13 protein-coding genes and 1 pseudogene are annotated in these 13,038 nt (G+C 61.5%); 1 reads left to right on the top strand and 13 read right to left on the bottom strand.

Annotated elements, in window-relative coordinates:
• Nucleotides 1-172: 172 nt before the first annotated feature.
• The 10 genes and pseudogenes from SR3_RS32625 to SR3_RS08940 all read right to left on the bottom strand — a co-directional run bounded on the left by SR3_RS32625 (nucleotide 173) and on the right by SR3_RS08940 (nucleotide 9,691).
• Nucleotides 173-307: a hypothetical protein gene (locus tag SR3_RS32625; RefSeq protein ID WP_281198713.1), complete on the bottom strand. Its 135-nt coding sequence runs from the start codon at nucleotides 305-307 to the stop codon at nucleotides 173-175.
• A 282-nt stretch (nucleotides 308-589) separates the two neighbouring features.
• On the bottom strand, nucleotides 590-913 hold the full coding sequence (locus tag SR3_RS08980; protein WP_068084059.1) for a hypothetical protein: 324 nt from the start codon (nucleotides 911-913) through the stop codon (nucleotides 590-592).
• Nucleotides 914-1,012: 99 nt separating this feature from the next.
• Nucleotides 1,013-2,170, bottom strand: a complete 1,158-nt coding sequence (locus tag SR3_RS08975) for a HEPN domain-containing protein (protein ID WP_068084056.1) — start codon at nucleotides 2,168-2,170, stop codon at nucleotides 1,013-1,015.
• Nucleotides 2,171-2,267: 97 nt separating this feature from the next.
• Nucleotides 2,268-2,834 carry a MucR family transcriptional regulator gene (locus SR3_RS08970; protein ID WP_068084050.1) on the bottom strand — a complete coding sequence of 189 codons (567 nt, stop codon included), beginning with the start codon at nucleotides 2,832-2,834 and terminating at the stop codon, nucleotides 2,268-2,270.
• A 135-nt stretch (nucleotides 2,835-2,969) separates the two neighbouring features.
• Nucleotides 2,970-3,431: a hypothetical protein gene (locus SR3_RS08965; protein WP_068084047.1), complete on the bottom strand. Its 462-nt coding sequence runs from the start codon at nucleotides 3,429-3,431 to the stop codon at nucleotides 2,970-2,972.
• A gap of 117 nt (nucleotides 3,432-3,548) precedes the next feature.
• Nucleotides 3,549-5,360, bottom strand: coding sequence for a ParB/RepB/Spo0J family partition protein (locus SR3_RS08960; protein WP_068084044.1), 1,812 nt, complete (start codon nucleotides 5,358-5,360; stop codon nucleotides 3,549-3,551).
• A gap of 156 nt (nucleotides 5,361-5,516) precedes the next feature.
• On the bottom strand, nucleotides 5,517-5,903 hold the full coding sequence (locus SR3_RS08955) for a DUF2958 domain-containing protein (protein WP_068084042.1): 387 nt from the start codon (nucleotides 5,901-5,903) through the stop codon (nucleotides 5,517-5,519).
• A gap of 65 nt (nucleotides 5,904-5,968) precedes the next feature.
• A pseudogene (locus SR3_RS08950) lies at nucleotides 5,969-6,502 on the bottom strand (ArdC-like ssDNA-binding domain-containing protein); the annotation flags it as partial.
• Nucleotides 6,503-6,610: 108 nt separating this feature from the next.
• Nucleotides 6,611-7,078 (bottom strand): DUF736 family protein, encoded by a 468-nt coding sequence (locus SR3_RS08945; protein WP_068084040.1) that lies wholly within the window; start codon nucleotides 7,076-7,078, stop codon nucleotides 6,611-6,613.
• 1,038 nt (nucleotides 7,079-8,116) lie between these two features.
• On the bottom strand, nucleotides 8,117-9,691 hold the full coding sequence (locus SR3_RS08940) for a DNA-directed RNA polymerase subunit alpha C-terminal domain-containing protein (RefSeq protein WP_068084038.1): 1,575 nt from the start codon (nucleotides 9,689-9,691) through the stop codon (nucleotides 8,117-8,119).
• A gap of 107 nt (nucleotides 9,692-9,798) precedes the next feature.
• Here SR3_RS08940 and SR3_RS08935 point away from each other — a divergent pair, with 107 nt between their 5' ends.
• A complete protein-coding gene (locus tag SR3_RS08935) occupies nucleotides 9,799-10,509 on the top strand; it encodes a hypothetical protein (RefSeq protein ID WP_068084035.1) in 711 nt (236 codons plus the stop codon).
• Between the two features lie 25 nt (nucleotides 10,510-10,534).
• On the opposite strand, the gene SR3_RS08930 is transcribed toward SR3_RS08935, so the two are convergent.
• The 3 genes from SR3_RS08930 to SR3_RS08920 form a co-directional block, all read right to left on the bottom strand.
• Nucleotides 10,535-11,836 (bottom strand): PDDEXK nuclease domain-containing protein, encoded by a 1,302-nt coding sequence (locus SR3_RS08930; RefSeq protein ID WP_068084032.1) that lies wholly within the window; start codon nucleotides 11,834-11,836, stop codon nucleotides 10,535-10,537.
• 78 nt (nucleotides 11,837-11,914) lie between these two features.
• Nucleotides 11,915-12,535, bottom strand: a complete 621-nt coding sequence (locus tag SR3_RS08925; RefSeq protein WP_068084029.1) for a lytic transglycosylase domain-containing protein — start codon at nucleotides 12,533-12,535, stop codon at nucleotides 11,915-11,917.
• Nucleotides 12,523-12,996 carry a S26 family signal peptidase gene (locus SR3_RS08920; protein ID WP_245653833.1) on the bottom strand — a complete coding sequence of 158 codons (474 nt, stop codon included), beginning with the start codon at nucleotides 12,994-12,996 and terminating at the stop codon, nucleotides 12,523-12,525. The genes SR3_RS08925 and SR3_RS08920 overlap by 13 nt, the downstream gene beginning before the upstream one ends.
• Nucleotides 12,997-13,038: the final 42 nt, after the last annotated feature.

The raw sequence follows: 13,038 nt of genomic DNA, 5'->3' as shown, positions 1-13,038 counted from the left end.
ATGGCAAGATCCGCGAGATCTTGCCTCTATCTTGCATTCCGGCGCTTACCCCCTACCCCGGCCTCTCGATCCCCCCGCCATTCCTTCCCATCTTCCCCCAGCATCGCGCGGCATGGGAAAAAGGCGCGCGGACGATGCCTCCTGGCACCGCCCGCAGGCCTGTGTCACATGGTCAAAACTTGAGCAAATGGCGTTCGAGTTGGGCCTGTTTCGCTTGAAGTTCACGGGCGATTTTGGTGCGTTCGCGCTTGCTCCCGCAGTTGAAAAGTTCAGCCCGCAGCTCTTCGATCTGTGCCTCAATGCTCATGATTTGCCTCCTGATTGTCGCAAGACAGGAAGCGCGCCCGGCGCCGCGCGTGCCGGGTCAAGGTCCGCGAAGCGGCCGCGCCAGCGGCGATGGGGGTCACGATTTTTCGGGGGCGTCACTGTGGTCGAGGCCATGGCAATTGACGCCAGACCGCCCCTGGAAAATGGTGGGCCCCCATCGACCTTGACGCGGTGCGCGCGGCGACGGATCATGGGAAATCCGCAGCAGACATCTCCCTATCCCGTGGAGGAATGCTGGAGGCTCACCCCTCTCTGTCGGTCGTTACAGTTGCCTCAATTCGCCGCACACTGTCTCGAAAACATCGAAAAAGCAGCGCTCGAGACCGCCTTCACTCGCTGAGAATGCAGCAATCGCGGTGGGTAATGCAAGGGCCGTGGCCATCGTCAGTCCGTCCTTGATGAAGGTCGGATCGAGGCTTCGCGCGGCGGCAAGATCGCCCGTGGACTTCATACTGCGCGACACGTGCCACAGGATTTCGATGAGGCGGTCCTGAGGCGCGAGAGCCGAGCCGCCATAGTTCTTTCGCAGGATCTGAATCGCTTCGCCACGGCGACTCAACCAGCGTTCATTCTCTATGGTGCCCATGACCCCGAGTAGCGATCATGATGCTACCGCTTCAAGCCGCCTATCCACAGAAACCCACGATTCCCGTGGTATTGCGCGTCAGCAATTTCGCGCTGTTTCTCAGCCGCCGAGCACAAGGCGTTTCCAGTCAGGGAAAGCGCCACGTTTGAGCAATGCGATGACAATCTGTGCAACGATACGGTCGAAATCAGCGACGCGCGGGAGCAACGCGGCTTTCGCCTCGCCGGTATGGACGACGACAGACCGGGCTGAATAGAGGTCCGAGAGCTGTTTCACGACCTCTACCCGTTCATCAGGAGTGCTGCCGATCAGCCACGCGCCACGGTTGGCCATTTTATTCGTGATCTCGCTCTTGCCGTCACTGACGCCGCGCTTGCTGTGCATCAATGCTATCTCGGCGGCCATGCCCAGATCGATGATCCTGTTCTCCAGCTCGCCGAAAACCCGCGACCTGAGCAGCCTGTCGATGCTGAGCTCAAGCGCTAGGGGAGAATCCATTTTCTCGAATTCTGCCAGAAACGAACGGACCTCTTCGATGTTCACTTCCCTGTCAACGCCCCAGAAATGGGCGTTCCCGTCCTGAGAGAAGACGCTCATCGCTTCGCGGAACAGGCTGGAATTCTCCACTTCAGAATAGCGGAATGGCATTTGCACCGGCCCTCCGCTGGCCAGTCCAAGGGCAAGGCGAACACGCGCAGCGTCTTTCGCGCGCTTGTTCCGAAAAGCCTCGAAGGCTTTCTCATGCTCTTCGTCGGTCCCATCGCGAAACGCAGGCTCCACGACGATGGCATGCACCAGCGCTGCGGTGTTCTCGGTACAAAAGCTGCCCTGCATTCCGCGAGGGAATGCCTGCTCATGGCACCATGAGTGCGTCAGTGCTCCGCTGGGGACAAGGGATAGAGTGTCCAAGAGGGCATGGACTTCCGAGATTTCGATACCTCTGACAGCACGAATTTCTCGCGCTTCATAGCGATTGGCGGCAAGGGTCGCCTGCGCTTGGTCGATCAGGACTTGGGGCTCAATTCCGTCGAGCATTCGAAAGTAGACCCAGCGCCCCGATACGCCCCGACCCGTCCGACCTCCCCCCATGGGAAAGCTCAGGAACTTCCTTGAGATGGTCTTGAAGGGCTCGAACTGCTCCAAGCGGTCGCCAAATTCATGGATCTCTTGCGGGGAAGCGTTCTGCCGTAAGGTAGCTGCCCCCTCCTTCTCGATGACAGCCTTGAGATCATTCATCGTGGACAGCAAGTCGGCCATGGACGCTTCCTGTTTGGGAAAACCTTCGGCACTGAGACGCAAAATGTGAACCGAACTCAAGCGGCGCCCGGTCCCGAAGGGCCGGGCGCCGCGATTTTCAGGCCAGCGTCGGCATAACGGCAACTGCGGTTTCGGCGGCTTCTGCCTTCTTGTTGGCCCGACGCCGTTTGGCAGTCGTGGTCGGGGCCTTTGCCTCCGGCGTTGCCCCGGATTTGGAGGCGGCTTTGGTCTTGGGCGCGGTCGGCTTCGCAAGCTTCTGGCCCAACCCGATTTTCTTGGCCAGTTCCCGGCGACGTTCCGCATAGGCGGGCGCAACCATGGGATAGTCGGATTTCAGGCCAAATCGGTCACGATATTGAGCTGGGGTAAGGCCATTGAGCGCCAGATGCCGCTTGAGCATCTTATATTTCTTGCCGTCGATCAGGCTGACGATGTGGTCCGGCTTAACCGAGGTGCGGACCGAAACGGCTGGCTGATGAACAACCGGCGCGGCCTCGGCTGCACCATCAATAGTGAGGCCCGTAATCGCGGCATGCATGGATTTCAGAAAGGCAGGGACATCCTCGGCGCCCGGTTGAACATTGGGATTCTGGAGCCAGGCAAGAGTGATTTCGCCTGCAAGCTCAATGAAACCGGGCGAAACGTTGGAGGTGTTCTCGGCCATATTGATCCTCACACGGATGAGGGACGCAAAGGTTAGGCCGCTTTCCCGACTTCGTCAAATTGCGGTTGAATAGAATGGCCGCCCGATCCTGAGGGGATCGGGCGGCGCGAAAATCTTGGGGAAATCAAGGCTGCTTTACCCGCCCCGCACATTAGGATCACCGATGATCCGAAGTGACGGAACCATGAAGCTTCCCTGTCGAAACCATGCGATGATTGCCCCAAAGCTTCCCAGATCAATTACGGTGCGCCGATCCATCACCAGCGAGCCCCCTTCATCCACGCGGTAGGAACGAGGCTGTCCCGAGCCGGTAAAGATACAGCGCTGCGGCCTGCTATAGATGCTGCGATCAGACCAGCGAACGAAGGGTAGGCGATGGTTGACGCAAAAGCCTTCGAGCATCCCGAATTGCCCAAAGGCGACTTCGTGAGCCATGAGGCGGAGCGGAGCGCCGCTCATGGAGTCGCCGGGTACGAAGGGATCGCCATCCCATTCAAGCGATAGCCCCTGATCCATGACAAGGGCCGTGAACTGGGGGAGCAGCCGGGCGGCTAGGTTGCCGCCGATGGTTATGGAAGCCGAAGCACGCTCAACCATGGCATTTCTCCTATAAGGAAAAGCAGGCAGCGCGAAGCCAAAGCAAACGCGCTGCCTAGAGTTCTGAAGGGAACGCAAGGCGGGGCCGGTCACACGCGCGGCCAGCCCCGCCTGCCGTCATGCCGCCAGCGGCACGCCTCCATCATCCGGCGACTCGGGATGGTCATCCCCTTGCGGGTCATCATCGGCTTGCGGGGCTTCGCTCGCCGCGATGGACTTTGCTGCACCGGCTGCCTGCTCGACAGAGCCCACCCCGCCGCGCTCGGTGTAGGACGCTGGCGGGAATGTCATCCATCGCGGCACCCAGCCTTCGCGCTTCGTCCGCCCCTCAGCACCATCAAGATGATTCCGGATGATGCCCTTCAAGACCTTGGTCTTTTCGCCTGCATTGGCATCGGCAACGGTATCCCCGGCGACTTCGCGCGCCATGGAAAGAAGCACCTCGCGGTCGCGCGACAGGTCGAAGAATGCATCATCGGCCTGCCAGTAGGGGGCCATATCCAAGCCGATATGCTGCCCGACGACTTCGATGATCGCGCTGCCCGAAGCCAGCGTTTCCCCCATTACCACAGCAATGATGGAAAGCACATCATCGTCGCCCAGCGCCATGAGACGCCGGAAAGTGACGGCCAGAGCGCTGCCCATTCCATTCCCCGCGCCTGTCACGCTCGGTTCGTCAGGCTCGAAAGCCAGAAGGGCCAGAACCTTACGGCGCGCGGCATCGAAATCGGCCTCTCCCCGGCTGTTCTCGACGCTCTCGGCAATCGCATCGTTGCGGGTGCTCTGCTTCTCGATGGTGACGGTCCAGAGCGAGGAACCGGCGATGGCATGGGCAACCATAAGTCGCAAAGTGAGCCCGGCATGATCGATCAGCGCCGCGCGCAAAGCAGCGTGACGATGCAAATCGACATAGCAATTGAGTGGCCCTGTAATTTCCGCGCGCATGGTTTTCGGGGCTGAACTGATGGTCTCACCGGCATCGATCCGACGCCCTTCCTTGGCTGTGACATAGCCTTCATGGAAGACGACTTCGCCGTTAGCGCGCACGTCGATATAAACGCGCCCACCTTTACGCTTGGCCGCTTTGGTATGCTCCCAATTATGAAAGTGCTCGGCGGGCGGGACGATCACGACATCGGCCCAACCTTCTTCGATATAGGCAGCGCGCCGCTCATCAATGGCTGCATTCTGCGCTGTCCAGAAGGCATCTGCGTTCGAGAAATAGCTTTCCTCGCCGAAGAGGTCGGCCACGATGCCGCCAATGTTCGTCGTGTCAAAGAGGGCATGGGCGACCGGGATAGATTGCCCCCCGAAAAGCCATTGCTTCAACTGGTAGCCGGTCGGGCACCAGCCTTCCGGATCATCGAAAAGGGCCAGCCATGCTTTCTGCTGCGCCTTGCTCGCCATGGTCAGGTGGCGAATGCTCGTCGCATCGAGTTCCTTGCGGCGATAGGCCTCGCGGATACGGGGCAGCAGATTGCCCAACGCAAGGGCGCGCCGTACCGCCAGCTCGGGAAGTCCGAAAGTGGTGGACAGATCATCCACGTCGCGCCCTTCACGCACCAGACGGGTAAAGCATTCCCAACGACTGACCTCGTCTGGATCGACGCGGGCAGTGTTCTCGATCAGCGAAGCCTCGATGGCGTCGGCATTTTCTCCGCTTTCGAGAATAGCGCAAGGCATGAGGTCAGCCTCCTGCCCGGCGCCCCGGCGTTCATCGGCAATCAGGTTCGCAGCATGGAAACGGCGAGCACCGGCGACGATTTCGAACGTCTCGGGCGAGCCGTTCTGGCGAACCAGCACAGGTACGATGACACCGTGCCGCCGCATGGTCGGCAGGATATCGGAAACGTCGGGGGCTTTCTTGGCATAACGCATGTTGGCCTTGCTGACGGAGAGCTTGCCAAGGTCGATAAAGTCGAGTTTCATGGTACTTACTCCAAGCGAGTACCGGCCCGTCTGACCCTCCAAGATCGGCGGGCCGGTTTTCGGAATTGGCGGGGAACGCCCGCCTGCGTCTGGCCGCGCCTGCTTCCAATCAGGACACGGCAAGCTCTTTGCCGCCGGGGCGACTATCGACAGCGATCAGCCGCCGATGATGTGGAGCGCGATTTCCGCCTGTGGGATCGAACCCAATGACCGGGCCGTCTGCATCCAGATCGAAAGCGGATGGGTGGTCACGAAATCCAGATCGCGCTCGATGGAGAGATTGAAGGGAAGGCGCACGGCGGCGATTTCCCCAAGGCTGAAATAACCCAGCTCGGGGCATCCGAACCCCAGATCGGCAATCCCGAAAAGGGTGTCGCCGTCGCTGCACAACTCGGTCGCAAGCCATGTGGCGCTGCCGCATGGATTGAAAAGTTTGAGCAAGGGCACCGGATCGGGCTCGGGTTTGTCATCGCGCTGGGCGGCAAGATGGCGGGCTCGATTGACGGCCAGCGCCACACGGATCTTGTCGGGAAGGAGGATCATGCTGCCGCCCTCCCCTCGATGATCGATTGCCCTGCCGTGCGCTCGTTGGCATGCTCGCCGGCATCCTCGGCCACAGGCACGATTTCGCGCTCTGGAAGCGGGACGGGCTCGGGGGCCAGACCACTGCGCAGGCCTTCGCACTGCGCAACATTGAAGACGGTGAAGCGCTTCAGGAAAGGAATGCTGCGTGGCTCGCCCCCGCTCTGGGTGGCGCGCTGCTTCTCGGCCTCCGGAGTGAAGCGGTCTGCATAGACCACGGTCACCCCCTTCTCACCCTTGCGGACGCTGCCGCCTGCCTCGATTGCCTGTTTGAACGTCAGCCAGCCTTGCGAGGGATAGGCGTGCTCGATGACAGCGCCCCACAGCAACAGGACGTTCACCCCGGAGTAGGCTCGGGACGTCAGGGCGTTGCGGGGCATCCCCGGTGCCAGCCCATCCGATGATGCGTCCGGTGCCGCCCATGGCTGAACCCATGGAAAGCGGCCTGCTTCGAGTTGGGCGATGATCCTGGCGGTGACCTCATCATAGAGGGCGGTACGCGATTCCTGCGGGCGCAACGATGCGTCCCCACGCCTGCGGCGTGCAGCTTCCTTCACCATGGCGAAGGCTCCTTTTCAGTTGTGAGGGGGAAAGGGCGACTTCGGGAAAATGGTGGGGGAGCCCCAAGGCGCCCCCTAGGTATCAGCCTGAAATATCAGGCAGCCGGATCAGTTCAGCTCGGTGCCTTCCGACTTCGCCTTTGCAGAGCGCGCGGGCCTGCGGGGGCCGAAGCCTTCGCGATCCTGACTGGCATCGACAGCCTCCCGCGACAGTTCCTCGGCGGGCAGGTCGACCATCTCACCATCGCGCCGACGCTGCGTGGTGCGCCGCACAATATTCCAGACGTTATCACGCTGCCGCGAACGGAACATGCGGATAGGCACGAAGCCGGATTGCGCGGTATCGATGTAACCCCCGAAATAGGTTTCACCCGATTCCTGCGCCGCCCGCTCCCAGATCGATCCCAGGCGGACATCGCGGCCACGCGGGCTCTTGGTCATGAGATTGAAGAGAGGCGCACGCGGATTGTCCGACGTGACCTTCTGAAGAAAAACACCATCGAAATCGAAACCGGCCTCGGCAATATAACCATTGACGCCGCCATTTTCGCTACGGATCATTTCACCGATATTCATGATCTTTACTCCATCCTGTTGTTCATCCTTGCTGTCAGAGGCTTTTCACTCCCCCTCTGACAGTTACACTTATACAGGACTTCAGGAATTGAGAGTATCACATTGTTTTCTTGACAGAAAACCCATCGGACCTGGTGAGTCCGAGCATCTTTACGGGGCCGCGACCAGCGGCCCAGCCAACACAAAGACGCATGGGCCGCGCGCGAGCGCGGCCCATTCCATTTCTGCCAGGGATCGGTCGCAGACCGAGCCATCCGATCCATCGTTCCCGGAGCCGTCCTCGCAGGGTCCCCAGGGCCATGCGGACTGTCTTGGTGGCAACAGGCACGGGAGGGGGGAATTTAGCGCAGCTTGGTGAAAGTGGGCCGGCGCTGCTCTTGAGAGCAGACAAACGCCGCCGGCCCGCTTTCGCCTAGCGGAGCTTCCCCCCGACGCAACTCGTTGCCACCGAACATCCGTATGGCACGCCAGGGACACTGGGAGACGGCGCAGGGGACGCATGGGTCGGCTGGCGAACGATCCCCCATCGCGCGGCTCATCCGCGCGATTCCATCAGCGAAGCGGTCGCGACCTCTCCGCCAATACCACCGCCGAGGAAGGAAGTTGCCCCCTCCGAAAGCTCGAATGGCCTCGCACCTCGCCCGTGCCCACCCGCGCCTCCGTTCACGCTTCCGGCCCAGCGATCGCAACCCGCAGGGCCGGGACACGCCTTTGCGTGGCCCGGGGGCGCCGTAGTTCACGGCGCCCTAGAGCGCGGTCGCGGCCATCGCCGCGAGGGCCACAAACTTCCTCGCACCGGAAGTTCCCGGCCAGACACCTTGGGATTGAAGAATTTCTCTATGTGCTCCAGACACTAGCAAACGGGATCATCGGCATGATCGATCAATTGCAAGGGGCAGGATCCATGACAAAGGCAGGCGACGCAACGCCCCCGGCGAAACCCTTCGACATGCTGCTTCTGACGTCGTTTGGGCGGGGGCGCAATACGGAGAGGGCTCCAAGCCGACGCGGCACCGCTGCCTGCCCATGACTTTCTGTTCAGCGATTGAGGGAACGCGTGACCTCCGCCACCGCATGCCGGATGTCCTCGGGCATGTCGGCGATCAGCGTCTCGATCTCGACTTCCGTCAGTGCCAGGAAATGAGCAATTTTCTTTGCAAGAGGCGATTCATTGGCCAGATTGGAACCGATCGCCCCGAGCCATAGCCCGCTCGCTACAGTGCCAATAAGGGCCGCGCTCTTGATGACCAGATTCTTGGCGGAGCGGTCGGCACGCCCGGCGGCTTTCTCGCCCTGAAATTGCCCGCGCTGCGCGCTTTCGTGCAATTGCCGGAACACCTCCATATCGTCGCGCGAAATCAGATCGGCCCGTCCCGCCCCCTGCACCACCGCCACGCTGGGTTGAATTTCGGCGGCACGCAGAAGGAAGCGGCTGGCGTCATCGTCGAGCTGCCGGATGCTGGGGAACGTCCTCAACCAGGGTGCGAGGTTGCGCACCAGATCGGACAGGGGACGCCGCATGTCCGGGTCAAGCCGGGTCGCGTTGGATCCCGTGTCGTTCTGCAGGCGGTCGTCCAGCTCGATGAAGGAGCCCAGCTCGATTGCCGCCGGGTAGAGATAGCCCAGAACATCGGGCAGCTGCTCGGCGGACCGGTCGAGCAGTTCGGCTAGTCGCTGCGCCGATCGCGCGATGCCCGCCCAGCCGGGCTGATTGTCGAGACGGACACAGATCGCGCCGAACGAGCGGGCCTTTTCGAGGATCACGCCCTGCATCTGTGCGGTCATCGGTGACAGGGCGGCCGCGCGATCGTCATCGATGGCGATGCTTTCCATCGCCAGCCTGTCACCATCGACGGTGAAGGTCGCGCCGCCCGCGCTCTGCTGCAGCACTTCCGCGCGCCGCGCCGCCTGTTCTATCCTTTCACGCTCGCCGTCGATGTCTTCGGGCGGCCAGCCCTTGAGCACCATGCCGAGGTGAAGGTCATGAAACCCGAGTGAAGCCCTGACCTCATATAGCGAACTGCGACCAAACTGGTGGATCCGAAGCAGTTCCACCTCGGTATGCTGCACCAGGTCGCCGACATAGTGGATATGTTGCCTCATCAACAGGCTGCGCGTCCTGCCGCTCAGCGGCAGGAGATCGATCGAGTGCAGCATCTCGAAGGTGACCGGCTCGCCCTGCGCTTGGGGATAGGGGCTGACGGGCAGGATATCGGAGGCCAGGACAATCTGGCGGATGAGAAACTGGATCCTGTCGTCCTGCGGGTCGCCGTCCCAGTCGGCGAAGTTCATCTCGGCAGGGCCGAAATCGAAACCGGGAGCGCTGCTCTGCCCCCTCCGGATCACCAGCAGACGCCCGTTGTCACCGTCTTCGGCCAGAACCCTCGCCACCGCCCGCTCCTGCCGATCCGTTCTGCGATCATCACCAGTCAGGATGACGACAGGGACTGCCTGAGCCAGGCTTCCGAACAGTTTTCGGGGCAGGCTCTCCGTCAAGGCGAGGTCGAGGTCGGGCCGCTGCTTCCGGACGGCGTCGATCAAAGCCTTGCCGAAGCCCATGTCACCGGGTTCGGCAAAGATCAGTGCGATCGGTTCGGATGCCGTTTGAGCCATAACAACGGGCTAGACCGATCCTGCCAACTTCGACAAGAGGTGAAGCAGATTGACCAACAGGATCTTTCAGCGAGACTGATTTTCCAAAAGGCTGGGCTTGAGAGACCATGAGCAAGCGCTTCAAGGGCAAGACCTGCGTCTACTGCGCGGTCGTCGGCATCTCGGAAACCGCCGACCACGTTTTCGCGCGCGAGTTCCTGCCGGTCGAACACCGCGACAATCTGCCCAAAGTCCCTGCCTGCAAACCATGCAATGGGACGAAATCGGAGCTTGAGCACTATCTCGCCGCCGTGCTTCCATTCGGCGGTCGGCACCCCGCCTCCCCGTCCATGCTCACCGAGCAGGTTCCGCGCCGGCTTGATGCCAACCGCCGATTGCAGCGCGAATTATCCGAAGGGCGCCAGCATACCTGGGTGACGGAGAAGGGTGTGACCCAGCGTACCTCTACCGTTCCGTTCAAGGGGGAGAAGTTGCACGAGCTTTTCGCGATGGTCACTCGCGGACTGACCGCTCATCATTTCGGTCACGTGATCCCGGCCGACCATCACGTCGGTGCGGGCAGCCTGGCGCGCTGGGTTCAGCCCCATCTTGAGGCAATGCTCGCCATGCACGGCGCGCAGCGGGTGTCGTGCTCGATCGGCGCCGGGCTCTTCCTCTATGAAGGCGTTCAGGGCGTGGACACCCCTTCCCTCACGATCTGGCGCTACCGGATTTACGGAGGCATCACCCTGGCTGACACTGACCAACACGGCGAACGGAGCGACACGATCTGGGCGACCTCAACGCGGCTGGCCTCCCAATCGATCCTGACAGCCTAGAAAGCGATCATTCGGGCAGCTTGTATCAATCGTTCCGCCGCCTGTTGATTTCCTGCAATTCCGCAAGGAATTGCGTTGCGGCCACCCTTGCCCTCTCAGCTTGCGCAACATCTGTCGCAAAGCCTTGAGTTGACCTGTTCAACACGCCCATCGTGTCAACAAATGCGCTGAAATGCGCTGGTTGATGTCCTGCTGCACGAAGAGCGTTGAGGGCCCGCCCCATGATCATTGGCTCCCGGGGGCCGAAGCCGAGGATCAGGCGAAGCTCATGCTCGATGTCCATCCAGAGCACCGCATGTTCAATATAGGAGAAGTCGCGTGCGAGCTCCGCAGCGGTGGGCAAGGTCGCCTGGAAAGACTCGGGCAGCGTCGCCGAGAGATGGTATTGCGCCACGCCCATGGGTTTTGTGGAATCGCGCAAAGCATATTCCACGATGACCTCGTTCCGGCCCTTGCACAGGATGATCCCGATCGTCGGGGCATCGTCCTTGTGACGAAGCTGGCTATCGACCGCCGAGAGATAGAAGTTCATTTTCCCGGCAAATTCCGGTTTGAAATCCTCGATCTTGAGCTCGACGACGACGAAGCACCGCAGCTGCAGGTGATAGAAAAGCAGGTCGAGATAATAGTCCTGACCGCCCACCTCGAGATGGTACTGGCTCCCGACGAAGGCGAAACCCTTGCCCAGTTCGAGGATCAGCAGCCGCAGGTGTTCGAGCAGCCCTTTCTCCAGCTCGCGCTCGGTAATCTCGGCGCCCAGCCCCAGGAAATCGAAACTGTAGGGATCCTTGATGATCTCCTGCGCCAGATCCGATTGCGGCGCCGGAAGCGTCCGGGAGAAATTGGTGAGGGCCTTTCCCTGCCGCCCGAACAGGTTGCTTTCGATCTGGTGGGCAAGCACGTTGCGGCTCCAGCCGTTCTCGACGACCTGACGCGCATACCAGAGGCGCTGCTCGGGGATTTTCACCGCCTCGATCAGCTTGATAACATGGCCCCAGGGCAATTGGGCAACAAGCTGTTGCACCATTTCGTGGTCGGGGAAGGCCTCGGCGAAGGCACGCATATATTTGAGGTTTCGCGCGGACAGCCCGGTCATCTCCGGGAAATCGCGGCGCAGGTCGGTGGCAAGCCGCTCGACGATTCTGGCCCCCCAGCCCTGCTCTTCCTGTCGGGCCAGAATATCGCGCCCCAGCGACCAGTAGAGCAGCACGAGCTCTCGATTGACCGTGACCGCCGCGCGCAGGCGTGCTGCCCGGATGCGCTCCTTGAGCTCGGTCAGCAGACGCGCGTAATCGGAGGCGTTCGAGTCGAGAGAGGGTTCGTTCATGAGGCACCCCTAGCAGGCATCGTGGTGAAATGCTGCCCGCTGCCCTTGCCGTAGGCCGGACTGGTCAAGGCCAGACAATCAGGGGGAACGCATTCCGTCAGGCCGCGCCCCAGACAGTGGAAAGAAGATCGATGGCTTGTCCCCGTGTGGCGGGGATGGAGCGGCGTAAGTCGGGTCAGAGCGAAAGGCGACTTGCGTGGACCGCGCTCCCGGCCGCCCCGCGCGATGCCCGGCCGTCTGAAAAACATAGTTGCGGGTTTCCGCTGGCAGAGGCCGCAGGCCGGCGAGATAGGAGGTATATCGACCCGGCCCGGCATTGTAAGCGGCGAAGAGCCCAGGATAGCCGAAGCGATCGTACATAAGCCGCAGATAGCAGGAACCTGCCAGAATGTTGTCTCTGGGATTATGGGGATCGGATCCCAACCCAAGCTGACGGCGCATGGTCACCCATGTAGCCGGCATGAGTTGCATCAACCCCATGGCTCCCGCCGCGCTGGTGATCGGTTTACCCCTCCATATCAATTGTCCGGCGCTCTCGGCCGCGATGACCTGCTCGATCCAGGCCTCCGGCAGTCCAAAACGCGTGGACGCCTCCGCGATCAGCGGGCGCCAGCGTGTCACGTCATCCGCCCGAGCGGAGCTCGCCGTGCCGCCAAGCGCCAGCGCCAGCGCCAGCATGGCGGTCTTCAGCGCGCCCATAGCAGGCCTGCCTTGCCCAGAACCATGGAGCCGGGGGTGATGCCGAAATATCGTCCGTCAAAGGAGTCGGGATTGTCCATGAGCAGAAAGGCATCCCCGCTCATCACGGTCCGGCAACCGTTCCACCAGGGGAGCAACCTGCCGCGCCGGTCCTTCCTGTGACGCTTCGCTGCTCTCGCGTCATTGATCGTGATACGATCGTCAAACGCGCAGACCTTGTCTCCTGCCGCAGCGGCGACCCGTTTAATCAGCGGAACGTCGATCGGGATATAGTGACGCTGGTCGGCCAGAACGCGCCAGGGCGCCGGCATATCGGCCAGCACCATCTCTCCCTTCGAGATCGAGACGACCGCCCTCACCGAATAGAGGCCAATGGGAGCGCTTGCTGTCTCGTTCCAGACCAGGCGAGGTCGGGCGGGCAACGCAATCGTCAGGATGAGCGAAGCGGCGAGCAATCCCACGAATACCGCTCCTGCCGCGCAACGCCGCCCGATATCACTGCA

This window comes from Novosphingobium rosa NBRC 15208 (assembly GCF_001598555.1).
Taxonomy (GTDB): Bacteria; Pseudomonadota; Alphaproteobacteria; order Sphingomonadales; family Sphingomonadaceae; genus Novosphingobium; species Novosphingobium rosa.
Note: the sequence above shows the minus strand (reverse complement) of the source record. Positions and strands in the feature narration are given on the sequence as shown.

What these genes read in the sequence shown, in the direction of transcription:
- SR3_RS08945 (WP_068084040.1), bottom strand. Translation starts at nt 7,078, where the DNA reads ATGAATATCGGTGAAATGATCCGTAGCGAAAATGGCGGCGTCAATGGT.
- SR3_RS08930 (WP_068084032.1), bottom strand. Translation starts at nt 11,836, where the DNA reads ATGAACGAACCCTCTCTCGACTCGAACGCCTCCGATTACGCGCGTCTG.
- SR3_RS08940 (WP_068084038.1), bottom strand. Translation starts at nt 9,691, where the DNA reads ATGGCTCAAACGGCATCCGAACCGATCGCACTGATCTTTGCCGAACCC.
- SR3_RS08980 (WP_068084059.1), bottom strand. Translation starts at nt 913, where the DNA reads ATGGGCACCATAGAGAATGAACGCTGGTTGAGTCGCCGTGGCGAAGCG.
- SR3_RS08970 (WP_068084050.1), bottom strand. Translation starts at nt 2,834, where the DNA reads ATGGCCGAGAACACCTCCAACGTTTCGCCCGGTTTCATTGAGCTTGCA.
- SR3_RS08955 (WP_068084042.1), bottom strand. Translation starts at nt 5,903, where the DNA reads ATGATCCTCCTTCCCGACAAGATCCGTGTGGCGCTGGCCGTCAATCGA.
- SR3_RS32625 (WP_281198713.1), bottom strand. Translation starts at nt 307, where the DNA reads ATGAGCATTGAGGCACAGATCGAAGAGCTGCGGGCTGAACTTTTCAAC.
- SR3_RS08965 (WP_068084047.1), bottom strand. Translation starts at nt 3,431, where the DNA reads ATGGTTGAGCGTGCTTCGGCTTCCATAACCATCGGCGGCAACCTAGCC.
- SR3_RS08935 (WP_068084035.1), top strand. Translation starts at nt 9,799, where the DNA reads ATGAGCAAGCGCTTCAAGGGCAAGACCTGCGTCTACTGCGCGGTCGTC.
- SR3_RS08960 (WP_068084044.1), bottom strand. Translation starts at nt 5,360, where the DNA reads ATGAAACTCGACTTTATCGACCTTGGCAAGCTCTCCGTCAGCAAGGCC.
- SR3_RS08925 (WP_068084029.1), bottom strand. Translation starts at nt 12,535, where the DNA reads ATGGGCGCGCTGAAGACCGCCATGCTGGCGCTGGCGCTGGCGCTTGGC.
- SR3_RS08975 (WP_068084056.1), bottom strand. Translation starts at nt 2,170, where the DNA reads ATGGCCGACTTGCTGTCCACGATGAATGATCTCAAGGCTGTCATCGAG.